We start from the raw sequence: 16,254 nt of genomic DNA, 5'->3' as shown, positions 1-16,254 counted from the left end.
CCGGTTCGGCCATTCTCGGCCCATGACGACGCCCGACGCCACCTCCTGGCAGCACGACCCGACCTCGTCGACGGACGTGGTGCACCTGCGGCCGCAACCGGTGCGCGCCGCGGTCGGGGTCGTGCTCTCGGCAGTGGCGATGCTCGCCGCGATCGCCTTCCTGCGGGCGGCGGCCACCGGCTGGTCGGTGATCGACGACGGCCGCCCCGGCAACACCGTCGTGACCCGGCTGATCGGCCTGGTGCTCGGCCTGATCGCGCTGGTGACGGCGGTCGCCTTCTTCGGCACGGCCGCGCGGATCCGGCTCGCCCGCCGCGTCGTCGTCGGCCCGGACGCCGTCGAGCTGGTCGCCCCGGTCGAGCCGGACCGTCCGGTGCGGCTGCCCCGCGGCGTCCTCCGCCGGGTCACCGTGCACACCGCGATGCGGTCCACGCCCCGGCTGCTCCCGGTCCCGGCGTTCCTGCGCCTGGAGCTGTCGGTGCCGCCGGTCGGTGACGCCGTGTACGAGCTGCTGGAGACCGGTCCGGGGATCGTGGAGTACCCGCTCGACGGGTTCGACGTCCCGGCGGTGGCCCGCGCCCTCGGCGTCCCGGTCGAGGTCCGGGTGCCGACCCGTCCGACCCGGTAGTGGCACACTCGCCGGACGTGACCTCCGTGCCGCCGGCCTTCGGGCTCTACGTCCACGTGCCGTTCTGCGCGACCCGCTGCGGCTACTGCGACTTCAACACCTACACCGCCTCCGAGCTGGCGGGTGACGCCGCGTCCCCGGACGGCTGGCTCGCCGCCGCCCGCACCGAGATCGCGCTCGCCGCCGCGGCGGTGGGGGACCGCACCGTGGAGACGGTGTTCGTCGGCGGCGGCACCCCGTCGCTGATCGGCGCGGACCGCCTGGTCGCGATGCTCGACTGCGTCCGCGAGCACCTCCCGCTCGCCGAGGACGCCGAGGTCACCACCGAGTCCAACCCCGAGTCGGTCTCGCCGGAGTTCTTCGACCGGCTGCGGGCCGGCGGGTTCACCCGCATCTCGCTGGGCATGCAGTCCGCCGCCCCGCACGTGCTCGCCGTGCTCGACCGCACGCACACCCCCGGGCGCGCCGTCGCCGCCGCCCGGGAGGCCCGTGCCGCCGGGTTCGCCCACGTCAACCTGGACCTCATCTACGCCACCCCCGGCGAGAGCGACGACGACCTGCGCGCCTCCGCCGACGCCGTCCTCGACGCCGGTGTCGACCACGTCTCGGCCTACGCGCTCATCGTCGAGGACGGGACCGCGCTGGCCCGCCGGGTCCGCCGCGGCGAGCTGCCCGCCCCCGACGACGACGTCGCCGCCACCCGCTACGAGCTGCTCGACGCCCGGCTGCGCGACGCCGGACTCGCCTGGTACGAGGTCTCGAACTGGTCGCTGCCCGGGGCCGAGTGCCGGCACAACCTGGGCTACTGGCGCGACGGCGACTGGTGGGGGATCGGCCCCGGCGCCCACTCCCATCTGGCGGGGACGCGCTGGTGGAACGTCAAGCACCCGGCGCGCTGGGCCGGCGCGCTCGCCGCGGGGGAGACGCCCGAGGGCGGCCGCGAGGAGCTCACCGCCGACGAGCGGCACACCGAGCGGGTCATGCTGCGGCTGCGCCTGGCCGAGGGCATGGCCCTGACCCTGCTGCACGACGGCGGTCGCGCGGCCGCCGCCCGCGCCGTCGCCGAGGGGCTGCTGGACCCGGTGGCGCACGCGGCGGGCCGCGCCGTGCTGACCGACCGTGGGCGGCTGCTGGCCGACCGGGTCGTCACCGACCTGCTGATCGCCGACGAGGAACCCGCCGCGACCGGTCCCGCCACCGCGAGCGGTACGGCCGCGGCGGGGGTCCGGTGAGCCCGCGCCGCCGGGCGCTGCTGGTCGTCGTCGCGCTGCTGGTCGCGGTGGGTGTGGTGGCCGCGGTCGTCGTCGCCCTCCCCGACGCGTCCCGCGGCGCACGCGGGCCCGTCGCCCAGGACCGGCCGGGACCGGTCCTGCTCGTCCCCGGCTACGGCGGCGACCGCACCGGACTGGAGGTCCTCGCCGGGGCCCTGCGCGCCCAGGGCCGCGACGCCCGCGTCCTGGCCCTCGACGGCGACGGCACCGGCGACCTCGACCGGCAGGTGGACGTGCTGGACCGCGCGGTCACCGTCGCCACCGACGCCGGGGCGCCGTCGGTCGACGTCGTCGACTACTCCGCGGGCGGGGTCGTCGCCGGGCTGTGGGCGGTCCGCGACGACGGCCCGGCCCGGGCCAGGCGGATCGTGTCGATCGGCTCCCCGCTGGCCGGGACGACCGTCGCCGGGTCCGCCGCCGCGCTCGCCCCGGAGGCGTGCCCGCAGGCCTGCCGCCAGCTCGTCCCGGGCTCGGCGCTGCTGGGGGAGCTCGCCGGTGCCGGAGCGGCGGTGCCGTGGCTGTCGGTGTGGACCGACCGCGACCGGGTCGTCACCCCGCCCACCTCGGCCCGCCTCGACGGCGCGGTCAACGTGGAGCTGCAGCAGCTGTGCCCGGGCTCGACCGTCGGCCACGGCGCCCTGCCCGCCGACGACGCCGTGATCGGCCTGGTCGTCCGCGCACTGTCCACCGCACCGATCGAGGCGGCCCCGGCCGACTGCGGCACCCTGCGCGCCGCGGGCTGAGGCGACCGGGCGCTCAGCTCGCGATGTCCCGCTCAGCTCGCGATGTCCTTGGTCGCCAGATTCGCCCACGCCGCCCCGACGGCGACCGCCACCCAGCCGGCCTGCACCCACGCCCCGGTGCGGGCGGCGTCGTAGAGGACCGGGTCGCGGTAGAGGTCGATCCAGGCCAGCCAGTGTGCCGTCGGCAGGAAGTCGACGAACGCGGCCGAGGCGTCGAGGGCCTGCAGCGACGCGCTGGTCACCACGACCGCGAGCACCGCCAGCGCCGCCGCCAGCGGCGAGTCGGTCAGGGTGGAGAAGAAGATCCCCAGAGCGCCCAGGGTGAGCATGCGCAGCGCCAGGTAGGCCACGGTCAGCCCGGTCCGGGTCGCCAGGTCCACCGGCTCGATCACCGTCCCGGACAGCGACGCGACCGAGCCGGGCCCGGCGTCGACCGGGGGCAGGGTGAGTCCCCCGGTGGCGGTGGTGGTGCCGGTGCCGAACACCGCGATCCCCACCACGTACGACGTCAGCACCACCAGGGTCACCGCGGTGACCACGAAGAACGCCACCGACACCAGCTTCGCCACCAGCAGCCGCAGCCGTCCGACCGGCCGGATCAGCAGGTAGCGCAGCGTCCCCGCGGCGGCCTCCCCGGCGATGGTGTCCCCGGCGACCACCGCCACGGTGATCGGCAGCAGGACCGGCAGCACCAGCGCCAGCGCGAACGCCGGGAAGATCTGCCCGTTCGTCGCGACCGCGGACAGGAACGCCGGTCCCTGCCCCGGCGGCGGGAGGATCCCGGTGGCCGACACGACCACCGCGACCAGTGCCGGCAGCGCGCACAGCAGCAGCCAGCACAGCCACACCCGGGTGCGGCGCAGCAGCAGCGCCAGCTCGACGAGGATCACCGCGCCACCTCCCGCCCGGCCGTCGCCACCCGGTCCGAGCCGTCACCGGTGCGTTCCAGCACCACCTGTTCCAGGGTGCGGCGCTCGGCTTCCAGCGACGCCACCGGCACCCCCGCCCGCACCAGGTGCGCGTTCAGGTCGGCGGGGTCGACGGCCCGTACCACGAGCCGGTCGCCGTCGGCGGACTCCAGCGCCCGGCCGAGCACCCGCGCCGCGGCCGCCGGGGCCGGGGTGCGGACCACGACCCGGCCGGTCGGTGCGCGGAGCTCGTCGAGGTCCTGGACGAGCACCAGGTGCCCGGCGTCCATCACCCCGACCCGGGTGCACAGCGTCTCCACCTCGGTGAGCAGGTGGCTGGACAGCACCACGGTCGTGCCCCGGTCGTTCAGCGCGGTCAGCAGGGCACGCATCTCCCCGATGCCGCGCGGGTCCAGGCCGTTGGTCGGCTCGTCGAGGAGCAGCAGCTCCGGGGCACGCAGCAGCGCCGAGGCGATGCCCAGGCGCTGGCGCATCCCCAGCGAGTACGCCCGCACCGGGCGGCGGTCGACCCCGCCCAGGCCGACCTGGTCCAACGCGTCCTGCACCCGTCGTCGCCGGTCGGCGGGCCGGTGCAGCGGGCCGCCCACCGAGCCCGCCGCGTCGAGCAGGGTCAGGTTCGCCCGCCCCGACAGCCCCGGCCAGGCGGCGGGGGACTCGACCAGCGCCCCGACCCGCGGCAGCACCGTGGCCGCGGCCCGCGGCATCGGCGAGCCCAGCACCTCGATCGACCCCGAGGTGGCGTGCACCAGTCCGAGCAGCATCCGCACCAGCGTCGTCTTGCCCGAGCCGTTCGGGCCCAGCAGCCCGAACCGCGACCCGGCGGGCACCGCCAGGTCGACACCGTCGACGGCGGTGACCCGGCCGAACCGCTTGGTCAGGGCGTGCGTCGCCACCACCGGGTCGTTCACCGGCCCGCACCCATCAGCTCGACGGCGGCGGACTCCAGCACACCGGGCCGCACCGTCCCGGCCAGCAGCACCCCGCGCCGTCGCCGACGGGCGACGACCAGGCTGAGCAGCGGCGTCGCCACCCGGGCGGCCGAGCCGCCGGGCAGGCCCGGCACGTCCACCCCGCCCGCGGCGGCCGAGCCGCGCACGATCCCGTCGACGACCTCCGGCCCGGCCGGGACCAGCACGAACCGGCCGACCCCCGTTCCGTAGACGCCGACCCCGGGCAGCAGCTCGGTGGCCGGGACGTCCCCGGACACCGGCAGCTCCACCCGGTCCCGGCCGGCGAGCCGGTCCGGTGGCGGGACCGCGCCGACCCCGTTCAGCGACCCGGTCAGGTCGTCCGGGCGGGTCCGCACCCGCTCCGCCGACGACGGCGGCGCCGGGACGAGGCCGGAGCCGGGCGGCGGGACGGTCTCCACCGCCTCGAACGCCGTCTCCAGGAGCGGGCCCACGCCGTCCCGGGCGGCGATCTCGACCGCGACCGGGAGGGCGCCGTCTCCGGCGGGGACCGACCACACGTCGATCCGGCCGGCCAGACTGTCCGGGTCGGCCGGGGTCACCCGCAGCCCGGCCGCGGCCAGCCCGGCCACCCGGCGCGGCGGCAGCGCCGTCACCGGGTCGTCCGGTGTGGCGCCGAGCAGCCGGCGGGCCAGGTCGGCCGGGGCGAGGTCCGAGGCCCGCGGGAACCGCACCGGGGCGAGTGGCTCGACCGTGGTGAGCCGGTTCGCGCCGTAGTCCCAGACCTGTTCGACCTGCCCGTCGCGGTAGGTGTCGACCTCGCCGACCGGGGTCAGTTCGTCGACCCGCCAGCGGCCGTCGTCGGCGACCTGGACGCGGATCCGGGTGGTCGTGGACAGCAGCCGGGCCGCGGACCCGATCGGCGCGACGGTGGGCAGCCCGAGCCGGCCGGTCGCCGTCGCCAGCCCGGAGTGGGGGACGACACCCGCCAGGATCCGGGCCCGCAGCGCGACCGGGTCCGGCGCCCCGGCGACGTCGCCGACGGGGAGCCAGCGGTCGCTCGTACCGGCCGCGACCAGGGCGAGGGCACCGGCGCCGACGATCAGGGAGCGCCGGCCGAAGCGGCGTGCGGACATCACCCCACCCACCGTGCCACGCCGTGTGCCCCGGCCGCGCGACCGCGGCGGAGCTTAGGATGGACGGGGCACACCGGGGGAGGTGCGATGAGATGAACGCCGACGAACGGCGCTTCGCCGTACTACGGGCCATCGTGGCCGACTACGTGTCGACGCAGGAGCCCGTGGGCTCCAAAGCCATCGTCGACCGGCACAACCTCGGGGTGTCGAGCGCGACGGTCCGCAACGACATGGCCGTCCTCGAGGAGGACGGGCTGATCGCCCAGCCGCACACCAGCGCCGGCCGGATCCCGACCGACAAGGGCTACCGTCAGTTCGTCGACCGGATCTCGCAGGTCAAGCCGCTGTCGTCGGCCGAGAAGCGGGCCGTGCAGACGTTCCTGGACGGTGCGGTCGACCTGGACGACGTGCTGCGCCGCTCGGTGCGGCTGCTCGCGCAGCTGACCCGCCAGGTCGCCGTCGTGCAGTACCCGACGCTGACCCGCTCCACGGTCCGCCACCTGGAGGTCGTGCAGCTGACCCCGGCCCGGCTGATGCTGGTGCTGATCACCGACTCCGGGCGCGTCGACCAGCGCGTCGTGGACCTGGGGGACGTGCTCGCCGACGACGACGTCGCCCGGCTGCGCGAGATGCTCGGCAACGCACTCAACGGTCGCAAGCTCGCCGAGGCCTCCGCGGCCGTCGCCGAGCTGCCCGACACCGCGCCGGAGGATCTGCGCACCCCGCTGCTGCACCTCGCGACGGTGCTCATCGAGACCCTCGTCGAGCACCCCGAGGAGCGGATGGTGCTGGGCGGCACGGCGAACCTGACCCGCAGCCACGCCGACTTCCCCGGCTCGCTGCGCCAGGTCCTGGAGGCGCTGGAGGAGCAGGTCGTGGTCATGCGGCTGCTCGCGGCGTCGCAGGAGTCCGGGCTGGTCACCGTCCGGATCGGTGAGGAGAACGAGGCCGAGGACCTGCGCACAGCGTCCGTGGTCACGGTGGGGTACGGCTCGGGGACCCCGCTGGGCGGGATGGGCGTCGTCGGGCCCACCCGGATGGACTACCCGGGCACGATCTCGGCGGTGCATGCGGTCGCCCGGTACGTGGGTGAGATCCTGACCGGTCGGTAGGCCCTTTCATCGTCGTTGTAGGTACTTCTCAGAGGAAAAGAGCCAGGTGGCACGCGACTACTACGGGATCCTGGGCGTCGAGCGCGGCGCCGACGCCTCGGAGATCAAGCGGGCGTACCGCAAGCTCGCCCGTGAGCTGCACCCGGACGTCAACCCCGATCCCGGCGCCCAGGAGCGGTTCCGGGAGGTGAGCGCCGCCTACGAGGTGCTGACCGACCCGGAGAAGCGCCGGGTCGTCGACCTCGGTGGCGACCCCCTCGACGCCCGCGGCGGGGGTGGCGGCGGCGGTGACCCGTTCGCCGGGTTCGGCGGCTTCAGCGACATCATGGACGCGTTCTTCGGCGGCACCGCGGCCGGTGGACGCGGGCGTGGTCCGCGCAGCCGTGTCCAGCCCGGGGCCGACGCGCTGATCCGGATGGAGCTGACGCTGGAGGAGTGCGCCGCCGGTGTGCAGCGCGACCTCGCCGTCGACACCGCGGTCCTGTGCACCCAGTGCCAGGGCTCCGGCTGCGCCGACGGCACCCGTCCCACCGCCTGCGACACCTGCGGCGGCTCCGGGGAGATCCAGAGCGTGCAGCGCTCGTTCCTCGGGCAGGTCGTCACCGCGCGGCCCTGCCCGACCTGCCGCGGGTTCGGCGAGGTCATCCCCGACCCGTGCCGCCAGTGCGCGGGAGACGGCCGGGTCCGGTCGCGGCGCACCGTCTCGGTCAAGATCCCGGCCGGCGTCGCCGAGGGCATGCGGGTGCGCCTGTCCGGGCAGGGTGAGGTCGGCTCCGGTGGCGGCCCCGCCGGTGACCTCTACGTCGAGGTGGAGGAGGCGCCGCACGAGCTGTTCACCCGCGACGGCGCCGACCTGCACTGCACGCTCCCGCTGCCGATGACCGCGGCCGCGCTCGGCACCACACTGCCGCTGCCGCTGCTCGACGGCACGATCGCCGAGATCGACGTCGAGCCGGGCACCCAGCACGGCACGGTCCGCACGCTGCGCGGCAAGGGCATGCCCCGGCTGCGCTCCACCGGGCGCATCGACGGCCACGGCGACCTCCTCGTGCACGTGGAGGTGGTGGTGCCGACCCGGCTGGACAAGGAGCAGACCGACCTGCTGCGCAAGCTCGCCGAGCTGCGCGGCGAGGCACAGCCGGACCTGATCGGTGGCTCGCGCAACGGTCACGGCCTGTTCTCCAAGCTGCGCGACAGCTGGACCGGACGCTGACCCGGTGACGACGGCGCCGCTGTTCCTGGTCGACGACGTCGCGTCCCTCCCGGGCCCGGGCTCCGACACGGTGCTCGACGGTCCGGAGGGGCGGCACGCCGCGACCGTGCGGCGGCTGCGCCCCGGCGAGGCGCTGGTGCTCTCCGACGGCCGGGGCGGGCTGGCCCGCGCCGAGGTCGTCGACGTCGCCGGGCGGGACGCGCTGACCGTGCGGCTCCACGAGGTGACCCGGGTGCCCGCACCCGAGGTCCGCGTCGTCGTCGCGCAGGCGCTGGTCAAGGGCGACCGCGGCGAGCTCGCCGTGGAGACCGCCACCGAGGCCGGTGCCGACGGGTTCGTCCCCTGGAAGGCGGCGCGCTGCGTCACCCGCTGGGACGACGGCCCGCGCGGGGCGAAGGCCCTCGAACGCTGGCGGTCCACCGTGCGGGAGGCGGCCAAGCAGGCCCGGCGGCCGTGGCAGCCCGGGGTCGCCGACCCGGTGACCACCGCGCAGCTCGCCGCCCGGGTCGCTGCCGCCGACACCGCGCTGGTGCTGCACGAGTCCGCGGGCGACGACCTCGCCTCGGTCGCGCTGCCCGCCACGGGGGAGGTGCTGCTCGCCGTCGGACCGGAGGGCGGCGTCGACGACACCGAGCTCGACCGTCTCGCCGACGCCGGCGCCGTCCCGGTCCGGATGGGGCCGGAGGTGCTGCGGGCCTCCACCGCGGCCTGCGTCGCGCTCGGCGCGCTCGCCGTGCGCACCGGCCGCTGGGCCCGCTGACCCCGCCGGGGCCGTCTCTTTCCGGCGATTCCGTCGTCGTGGGCCGGGTTCGGATGCCATCATCCGCCGCGTGAGTGACCATGCTCCCCGGATCGGACGTCGCGCGCTGCTGGCCGGCCTCGCCGCCTCACCGCTGCTCGGCGCCTGCGGCAACGACGCCCCCGCGGCCCCGCGCCGGCCCCCGCGTGACGAGGCCGTGCCGCGGACCGAGCGGATGGCCTACGGCGGCCAGCCCCAGCAGTTCGGCGAGCTGACCTTCCCGGCCACCCGGGACCTGCCCCGCGGCACCGTGCTCGTCGTGCACGGCGGGTTCTGGCGGGCCGGCACCGACCTCACGGTCATGCAGCCGGTGGTCGACGCGCTGGTCGCGGCGAACTTCGCGGTCTGGAACATCGAGTACCGCACGGTGAACGCCGGCGGCGGCTGGCCCTCCACCTTCGACGACGTCGCGATGGCCGCCGACCACCTCGCCACCCTGCGCTCCACCCGGCTCGACCTGCGCCGGCTCGTCGTGCTCGGGCACTCGGCGGGCGGGCACCTCGCGGGCTGGCTCGCGATGCGCGCGAAGCTCGCCCCCGGTGACCCGGGCGCCGCGCCCGCGGTGCGACCGGCCGGGGTGGTCTCGCTGGCCGGGGTGCTCGACCTGGCCGGCGGGATGCTGCTCGGCGACGGCGCCGTCGCCGACCTCGTCGCGGCGACCCCGGCCGCCGACCCGGCCCGGTTCCGCGCGACCAGTCCGCTGGAGGCCGTCCCGCTCGGGGTGCCGTCGGTGTGCGTCCACGGCACCGCCGACGAGGTCGTCCCGCTCTCCCAGAGCGAGGACTTCGTCGCCGCCGCGACGGCCGCCGGGGACCGCTCGGAGCTCGTGCGGGTCGAGGGCGCGAACCACCTGCAGCTCATCGACGTGCGCCATCCGGGCTGGGCGGCCGCGCTGGCGGCGGTGGAACGCCTGAGCGCGCCCGCCTGACCCGCTGCCGAATCCGCGGGTGCCGTCGGTGGTCCGACCGGTACGATCGGCGCAGTCCGGCGACCCGACGTACGAGGCAGGCGAACACACTCTTGACCGGCACCGAACCCGGCCCCACCCCTCGGACCGACGAGCGGTCCGACGCAGCACCGGGCGGGACCGTCCGGTCGAGGATGGCCGTGCCGGACACCGCCCTCCTCGCCCTGCTCGGCTCGCGCGACGAGAGCCTGCGCGCCGCCGAGGAGGAGCTGACCGCCGACGTCCACGTCCGCGGCAACGAGCTGACCCTGTCCGGGGAACCCGGCGACGTCGCCTTCGCCGAGCGGGTCTTCACCGAGCTGATCACCCTGGCCGAGCGCGGCCAGCTGGTCGGCGCGGACACCGTGCGCCGCACGGTGCAGATGCTCTCGGCGGAGAACACCGCCGACGAGCGGCTGGGCGAGTCCCCGGCTGAGGTGCTGAGCCTGGACATCCTGTCCCGGCGCGGGAAGACCATCCGGCCCAAGACGCTCAACCAGAAGCGCTACGTCGACGCCATCGACGCGTTCACGATCGTCTTCGGCATCGGCCCGGCCGGTACCGGCAAGACCTACCTGGCGATGGCCAAGGCCGTGCAGGCGTTGCAGGCCAAGCAGGTCAACCGGATCATCCTGACCCGGCCCGCGGTCGAGGCGGGGGAGCGGCTGGGCTATCTGCCCGGCACGCTGTTCGAGAAGATCGACCCGTACCTGCGCCCGCTCTACGACGCGCTGCACGACATGATCGACCCGGAGTCGATCCCGAAGCTGATGGCTGCCGGGACGATCGAGGTCGCGCCGCTGGCGTACATGCGGGGAAGGACGCTCAACGACGCGTTCATCATCCTCGACGAGGCGCAGAACACCACGCCCGAGCAGATGAAGATGTTCCTCACCCGGCTCGGCTTCGGCTCGCGGATCGTGGTGACCGGCGACATCACCCAGGTCGACCTGCCGGGCAACGCCCGGTCCGGGCTGGCGGTCGTGCAGGACATCCTCGACGGCGTCGACGACGTGCACTTCTCCCGGCTCGAGAGCGCCGACGTGGTCCGGCACCGCCTGGTGTCCGACATCGTCGACGCCTACGCCCGGTTCGACGCCGTCGAGCACCGCGCGGCCGCCGTCGGCAACGGCGCACCCCGCAACGGCCCCGCGCGGCGTCCCGACCGGCGGCGGTGACCGGGGACGGTGGCCAGGGGCGGGTGGCGCCCGGGACCGCCGGCGCGGCCGTCTAGGCTGCCCCGTACATCCGTATCGGCGAGCAGGGGCAGGGCAGCGGCGACGTGAGCATCGAGGTCGTCAACGAGTCCGGGGTCGCGGTCGACGAGGCGCAGATCGTGTCGGTCGCCCGGTACGCGCTGGACGCGATGAAGGTGAGCCCGTCCGCCGAGCTGGCGATCACCGCCGTCGGGCTGGACGCGATGGAGGAGTTGCACGTCCGCTGGATGGACGAGCCGGGCCCCACCGACGTCATGGCCTTCCCGATGGACGCCCTCGCCGAGGACACCCGGCGGCCCGACGCACCGGACCTGGGCCCCGCCCTGCTCGGTGACGTCGTGCTCTGCCCGGCCTTCGCCCGGGACCAGGCGCGCAAGGCCGGGCACACCCTGGCCGACGAGCTGCACCTGCTGACCGTGCACGGCATCCTGCACCTGCTCGGCTACGACCACCTCGAGCCCGAGGACGAGCGCGAGATGTTCGCGCTGCAGAACCGGCTGCTCGTCCGCTGGCGGTCCGGCCGGGCCCGCGAGCGCGCCCGGGACGCCCAGAAGCGCAGCGACGACCGGCTGCTCGGTGCCGCCGGTTTCGAGGACGAGTCCGGCCGGTGACCGGACGACCCACGCCCCCGTTCTCCGAGGAGCAGAAGTGACCCCCGTCTGGCTGATCGTCGCGACGGTCCTGCTCGTCCTGCTGGCCGGGGTGTTCGCGGCCGCGGACTCGGCCCTGATGTCGATCTCCCGTGCCCGGGTGGACGCCGTCGTGCGGTCCGGGCGGGCCGGTGCGCGGGCGCTGTCGGCCGTCGTCGCCGACCGGCCGCGGCACGTCAACCTGCTGATGCTGCTGCGCGTCGCCTGCGAGACGGTCGCGGTGATCCTGCTGGCGATCGCGCTGGCCCCGCTGTTCTCCGCGCCCTGGATCGGGCTGCTGCTCGCCGCGGTGCTCATGGTGCTGGCCAGCTACGTGCTGGTCGGGGTCGGGCCGCGCACCCTGGGCCGCCAGCACCCGTACCGGATCGGGCTGCTGCTCGCCGCCCCGATCCGCGCCCTGGGCACGGTGCTCTCGCCGCTGGCGAAGCTGCTCATCCTGCTGGGCAACGCGATCACCCCGGGGCCCGGTTTCCGCGACGGCCCGTTCTCCACCGAGGTCGAGCTGCGCGAGCTCGTCGACATGGCCAGCAACCGCGGCGTCGTCGACGAGGGCGAGCGCAAGATGATCCACTCGGTGTTCGAGCTGGGGGAGACCCCGGTCCGCGACATCATGGTGCCGCGGCCGGACCTGATCTGGACCGAGCGCGACACCCTGGTGGAGAAGGTGCTGCGGCTGGCGCTCAAGAGCGGCTACTCGCGCATCCCGGTGCTCGGCGAGGGCATCGACGACGTCATCGGCATCGCCTACCTCAAGGACCTGGTGCGGGCCCGCGAGGAGGCCCGACGCGGCGAGCGCGAGGTCGCCCTGCTCGACATCCTGCGCCCCGCGGCCTTCGTGCCGGACTCCAAGCGCAGCGACGACCTCATGCGCGAGATGCAGCGCACCCGCAACCACATGGCCGTCGTCGTCGACGAGTACGGCGGTACCGCCGGGGTGGTGACGATCGAGGACATCCTGGAGGAGATCGTCGGCGAGATCACCGACGAGTACGACTCCGAGGAGGTGCCCGAGGTCGCCGAGGCCTCCGACGGCGCCTTCCGGGTCGCGGCCCGGCTGCCCGTCGAGGACCTCGAGGAGCTGTTCGCCGGACGGTTCCGCGGCACCCCGCGCGAGGACGAGCTGCACGAGGCGCTGGAGAACGCCGACGTCGACACCGTCGGCGGGCTGCTCGCCCAGCGCCTGGGCAAGGTGCCGCTGCCCGGGGCCACCGCGGAGCTGGACGGCCTGCTGCGACTGCAGGGCGAGGGCGGCAAGGACGCCCGCGGTCGGGTCCGCATCACCTCGGTGCTGGTCAGTCCGCTGGAGCCGGCCGAGACCGAGGACACCGGCCACGACGGGCCGCGCCAGGACACCTCGGAGTCCGACGTGCCGGACCACGTCGCGGGCGACCCCACCGAGCACGCCGGCGCCGACCGGCACTGAACGGCACTGACCTGGCCGTCCCCGGGCACGGGGAACGACCGACGGACGTGACCGTCCCGCCACGGGCGGGACGCGAGGAGGACCTGATGGCTGCCCGCACGACCATCCCCGCGGAGCGTGCCCGGTGACCGGGCTGCCCGCGACACCGCGCTACGACCTCGTCGTCGTCGGGGGCGGGATCGTCGGCCTGGCCACCGCGTACGCCGCCACCCGCAACGGGCTGAGCGTCGCCGTCGTCGAGCGTGAGCAGCGCCTGGCGAACCACCAGACCGGCAACAACTCCAACGTCGTGCACTCCGGGCTCTACTACGCGCCCGGCGGCTACAAGGCCCGCCTGGCCGTCGCCGGCTGCGCCGAGACCATCGCGTTCTGCCGCGAGCACGACCTGCCGCACCAGGTGTGCGGCAAGCTCGTCGTCGCGACCGAGCCCGAGGAGCTGCCCCGGCTCGACGAGCTGGCCCGCCGCGGCGACGCCAACGGCGTGGAGAACCACCGCCTCGACGAGCACGGCATCCGCACCTACGAGCCCGACGTCCGCGGCCTCGCCGCGCTCTGGGTGCCCTCGACCGGCATCACCGACTACCGGCTGGTCGCGGAGAAGCTGGGCGAGCTGGTGGAGAAGAACGGCGGTGAGGTCCACCTCGGCCGCACCGTCACCGGGTTCGCCCGCCGCCCGTCCGACGTCGTCGTGCGCACCACCCGCGGTGACCTGCTCGGCACCCGCGCCGTGGTCTGCGGCGGACTGCGCTGCGACGAGCTCGCCCGCCTCGCCGGGGCCGACCCCGGTGTGCGGATCATCCCGTTCCGCGGCGAGTACTCCGGCTTCTCCGAGCGGGCCGCCTCGCTGGTCCGCGGCCTGATCTACCCGGTCCCCGACCCGGCGTTCCCGTTCCTCGGGGTGCACGCCACCCGCGGCATCGACGGCACCGTCCACGCCGGCCCGAACGCCGTGCTCGCGCTGGCCCGCGAGGGCTACGACTGGCGCACGGTCAAGCCGAAGGAGCTGCTGGGGACGCTGACCTACCCGGGCATGGTCAAGGTGGCGCGCACGCACTGGCGCTACGGCATCGGCGAGGTCCGCCGCTCGTTGTCGACGCGCGCGATGGTCCGCCAGATCCAGCGGATGCTGCCCGAGGTCACCGCGTCCGACCTGCACCCGGCCGGCGCCGGGGTGCGGGCCCAGGCCGTGAAGGCCGACGGCACCCTGGTCGACGACTTCCTGTTCCTCGACCAGGCCGGTCCGGACGGCGCGGGCCACCCCGGCTCGATCCTGCACGTGCTGAACGCACCGTCCCCGGCGGCGACGGCGGCGCTGCCGATCGGCCGCGAGATCCTCGACCGGCTCGGTGCGGCATGACCGGCGCACAGCCCGAGGGCTTCCGGTCCGGGTTCGCCTGCTTCGTCGGCAGACCCAACGCCGGCAAGTCCACCCTGACCAACGCGCTGGTCGGGGAGAAGATCGCGATCACCTCCTCGCGTCCGCAGACCACCCGGCACGCGATCCGCGGGATCGTGCACCGACCGGACGCCCAGATCGTCCTGGTCGACACCCCGGGGCTGCACCGCCCCCGGACCCTGCTCGGGTCGCGGCTCAACGACCTGGTGCGCGAGACGTGGTCCGAGGTCGACGTCGTCGGGTTCTGCGTGCCCGCGAACGAGAAGGTCGGCAAGGGCGACCGGTTCATCGCCGAGGAGCTGAGCCGGATCGCCGCGCACACCCCGGTGGTCGCCGTCGTCACCAAGACCGACACGGCACGCCCCGAGCAGGTCGCCGAGCGGCTCACCGAGGTGGCGGCGCTGATGGACTTCGCCGAGGTCGTGCCGACCTCGGCGAAGTCGGGCTTCCAGGTCTCGCTGCTGTCGGACCTGCTGGTCGGGCTGCTGCCGGAGGGTCCGCAGCTCTACCCGGACGGCGACCTCACCGACGAGCCGACCGACGTGCTCGTCGCCGAGCTCGTGCGGGAGGCGGCACTGGAGGGCGTGCGCGACGAGCTGCCGCACTCGATCGCCGTCGTCGTCGAGGAGACGATCGAGAAGAAGGACCTGCTGGAGATCTACGCGATCATCTACGTCGAGCGGTCCAGCCAGAAGGGCATCGTGATCGGCAAGGGCGGTGCCCGGCTCAAGCAGGTCGGCAGCGACGCCCGTCGCCAGATCGAGAAGCTGCTGGGCACCCGGGTGCACCTGGACCTGCACGTGAAGATCGCCGAGGACTGGCAGCGGGACCCGAAGCAGCTGCGCAAGCTGGGGTTCTGAGGAGAACCTAGACTGGGTGGATGGCCCAGCTCTACCGCGACACCGGGATCGTGCTCCGGGTGCAGAAGCTGGGCGAGGCGGACCGGATCATCACGATGCTGACCCGTCAGCACGGCAAGATCCGGGTGGTCGCCAAGGGCGTGCGCCGCACCCGGTCGCGGTGGGGCGCCCGGCTGGAGCCGTTCAACCACGTCGACGTCCAGTGCTACACCGGGCGCACGCTCGACGTGGTCACCCAGGCCCAGACCGTCGACGCGTTCGCGCCGGCGATCGTCGCGGACTGGTCGGCCTACTCCTGCGGCTGCGCGATCCTGGAGACCGCGGACCGGCTGGTGTCCGAGGAGGGCGAGCCGAGCCTGCGGGTCTACCTGCTGCTGCTCGGCGCCACCCGGGCGCTGGCCGACGGCGCCCGCGAACCGGCCCTGGTGCTCGACGCGTTCCTGCTCCGGGCCATGAGCCATGCGGGGTGGGCGCCGTCGCTGTCGGACTGTGCGCGCTGTGCGACGCCCGGCCCGCACCGGTCGTTCACCGTCGCCGGGGGCGGCATGGTGTGCCCGCGCTGCCGTCCGCCGGGCTCGGTCACCCCGGCCCCCGAGACGGTGGCGCTGCTCATGGCGCTGCTGCACGGCGACTGGGACACCGCCGACGCCTCGGGCACCCCGACCCGGCGGGAGGCCAGCGGCCTGGTCGCGGCGCACCTGCAGTGGCACCTGGAGCGCCAGCTGCGCTCGCTGCCCCTGGTCGACCGCCGCGCCCGGGTCCGGCCCGCCGCCGTCGTCGCGCCGGGTGCGCCGGGGACCGCCCCGGAACCGCCGGACGACGGTGCGGCGACACCTCCGGACGTGCTGTCCGACTAGTTGTGATGTCCAGGGAGGTTGGTCAGCCTGGTGACTGGTGGCTGGCCGCCGATGGCGGAGTGAGCGCGGTGGTGATTGTAGAAGTGCATCCAGCCGGGTAGGGCGTCGTTGCGTTGGCGGGTCGACTCATAGAGTCGGGCGTAGGCCCAGCCGTCGGCCAGGGTCC

17 protein-coding genes are annotated in these 16,254 nt (G+C 75.0%); 13 read left to right on the top strand and 4 right to left on the bottom strand.

Annotation, left to right across the window (positions count from 1 at the left end):
- Nucleotides 1–22 precede the first annotated feature (22 nt).
- Genes FVA95_RS09135 through FVA95_RS09125 form a run of 3 tightly spaced genes read left to right on the top strand, consistent with a single transcriptional unit; the run spans nucleotide 23 to nucleotide 2,642 of the window.
- Nucleotides 23–628: a hypothetical protein gene (locus FVA95_RS09135; protein WP_149663814.1), complete on the top strand. Its 606-nt coding sequence runs from the start codon at nucleotides 23–25 to the stop codon at nucleotides 626–628.
- Entirely contained in the window at nucleotides 628–1,860 is a 1,233-nt protein-coding gene (gene hemW, locus FVA95_RS09130; RefSeq protein ID WP_149663813.1) for a radical SAM family heme chaperone HemW, read from the top strand. Before FVA95_RS09135 ends, hemW begins: the two co-directional genes overlap by 1 nt.
- Entirely contained in the window at nucleotides 1,857–2,642 is a 786-nt protein-coding gene (locus FVA95_RS09125; RefSeq protein WP_240051377.1) for a lipase, read from the top strand. Before hemW ends, FVA95_RS09125 begins: the two co-directional genes overlap by 4 nt.
- Before the next feature lie 32 nt (nucleotides 2,643–2,674).
- Here the strand turns inward: FVA95_RS09125 and FVA95_RS09120 are convergent, their stop codons facing one another.
- Genes FVA95_RS09120 through FVA95_RS09110 form a run of 3 tightly spaced genes read right to left on the bottom strand, consistent with a single transcriptional unit; the run spans nucleotide 2,675 to nucleotide 5,615 of the window.
- Nucleotides 2,675–3,532 (bottom strand): ABC transporter permease, encoded by an 858-nt coding sequence (locus FVA95_RS09120; protein ID WP_149663812.1) that lies wholly within the window; start codon nucleotides 3,530–3,532, stop codon nucleotides 2,675–2,677.
- On the bottom strand, nucleotides 3,529–4,467 hold the full coding sequence (locus FVA95_RS09115) for an ABC transporter ATP-binding protein (protein ID WP_149663858.1): 939 nt from the start codon (nucleotides 4,465–4,467) through the stop codon (nucleotides 3,529–3,531). The genes FVA95_RS09120 and FVA95_RS09115 overlap by 4 nt, the downstream gene beginning before the upstream one ends.
- A gap of 8 nt (nucleotides 4,468–4,475) precedes the next feature.
- A complete protein-coding gene (locus FVA95_RS09110) occupies nucleotides 4,476–5,615 on the bottom strand; it encodes a hypothetical protein (protein WP_149663811.1) in 1,140 nt (379 codons plus the stop codon).
- Between the two features lie 92 nt (nucleotides 5,616–5,707).
- On the opposite strand from FVA95_RS09110, the gene hrcA reads away from it, so the two are divergent.
- The 10 genes from hrcA (at nucleotide 5,708) to recO (ending at nucleotide 16,088) form a co-directional block, all read left to right on the top strand.
- Nucleotides 5,708–6,727, top strand: coding sequence for a heat-inducible transcriptional repressor HrcA (hrcA, locus tag FVA95_RS09105; protein ID WP_075311390.1), 1,020 nt, complete (start codon nucleotides 5,708–5,710; stop codon nucleotides 6,725–6,727).
- A 46-nt stretch (nucleotides 6,728–6,773) separates the two neighbouring features.
- Nucleotides 6,774–7,940, top strand: coding sequence for a molecular chaperone DnaJ (dnaJ, locus tag FVA95_RS09100; RefSeq protein WP_020624625.1), 1,167 nt, complete (start codon nucleotides 6,774–6,776; stop codon nucleotides 7,938–7,940).
- A 4-nt stretch (nucleotides 7,941–7,944) separates the two neighbouring features.
- Nucleotides 7,945–8,700, top strand: a complete 756-nt coding sequence (locus FVA95_RS09095) for a 16S rRNA (uracil(1498)-N(3))-methyltransferase (protein ID WP_149663810.1) — start codon at nucleotides 7,945–7,947, stop codon at nucleotides 8,698–8,700.
- Between the two features lie 70 nt (nucleotides 8,701–8,770).
- Nucleotides 8,771–9,667: a S9 family peptidase gene (locus FVA95_RS09090; RefSeq protein WP_240051375.1), complete on the top strand. Its 897-nt coding sequence runs from the start codon at nucleotides 8,771–8,773 to the stop codon at nucleotides 9,665–9,667.
- 92 nt (nucleotides 9,668–9,759) lie between these two features.
- The gene (locus tag FVA95_RS09085) at nucleotides 9,760–10,863 is read left to right on the top strand and encodes a PhoH family protein (RefSeq protein WP_149663809.1); all 1,104 of its coding nucleotides are present in this window, start codon (nucleotides 9,760–9,762) and stop codon (nucleotides 10,861–10,863) included.
- A gap of 104 nt (nucleotides 10,864–10,967) precedes the next feature.
- Nucleotides 10,968–11,513: an rRNA maturation RNase YbeY gene (gene ybeY, locus FVA95_RS09080; protein ID WP_149663808.1), complete on the top strand. Its 546-nt coding sequence runs from the start codon at nucleotides 10,968–10,970 to the stop codon at nucleotides 11,511–11,513.
- Between the two features lie 37 nt (nucleotides 11,514–11,550).
- Nucleotides 11,551–12,975 (top strand): hemolysin family protein, encoded by a 1,425-nt coding sequence (locus tag FVA95_RS09075; RefSeq protein ID WP_149663807.1) that lies wholly within the window; start codon nucleotides 11,551–11,553, stop codon nucleotides 12,973–12,975.
- Between the two features lie 124 nt (nucleotides 12,976–13,099).
- A complete protein-coding gene (lhgO, locus tag FVA95_RS09070) occupies nucleotides 13,100–14,332 on the top strand; it encodes an L-2-hydroxyglutarate oxidase (RefSeq protein WP_149663806.1) in 1,233 nt (410 codons plus the stop codon).
- Entirely contained in the window at nucleotides 14,329–15,231 is a 903-nt protein-coding gene (gene era, locus FVA95_RS09065) for a GTPase Era (RefSeq protein WP_075311401.1), read from the top strand. The genes lhgO and era overlap by 4 nt, the downstream gene beginning before the upstream one ends.
- Before the next feature lie 20 nt (nucleotides 15,232–15,251).
- A complete protein-coding gene (gene recO / locus FVA95_RS09060; RefSeq protein ID WP_161992240.1) occupies nucleotides 15,252–16,088 on the top strand; it encodes a DNA repair protein RecO in 837 nt (278 codons plus the stop codon).
- Here recO and FVA95_RS09055 read toward each other — a convergent pair.
- On the bottom strand, nucleotides 16,085–16,254 hold a 170-nt coding region (locus FVA95_RS09055), incomplete at its 5' end, for an integrase core domain-containing protein (protein ID WP_149663805.1). The two genes, recO and FVA95_RS09055, sit on opposite strands and share 4 nt — an antisense overlap.

This window comes from Pseudonocardia sp. EV170527-09 (assembly GCF_008369905.1).
Classification (GTDB): Bacteria; Actinomycetota; Actinomycetes; order Mycobacteriales; family Pseudonocardiaceae; genus Pseudonocardia.
Note: the sequence above shows the minus strand (reverse complement) of the source record. Positions and strands in the feature narration are given on the sequence as shown.

Coding starts and splice junctions, on each gene's coding strand:
- FVA95_RS09110 (WP_149663811.1), bottom strand. CDS start 5,615: ATGTCCGCACGCCGCTTCGGCCGGCGCTCCCTGATCGTCGGCGCCGGT.
- recO (WP_161992240.1), top strand. CDS start 15,252: ATGGCCCAGCTCTACCGCGACACCGGGATCGTGCTCCGGGTGCAGAAG.
- hrcA (WP_075311390.1), top strand. CDS start 5,708: ATGAACGCCGACGAACGGCGCTTCGCCGTACTACGGGCCATCGTGGCC.
- era (WP_075311401.1), top strand. CDS start 14,329: ATGACCGGCGCACAGCCCGAGGGCTTCCGGTCCGGGTTCGCCTGCTTC.
- FVA95_RS09135 (WP_149663814.1), top strand. CDS start 23: ATGACGACGCCCGACGCCACCTCCTGGCAGCACGACCCGACCTCGTCG.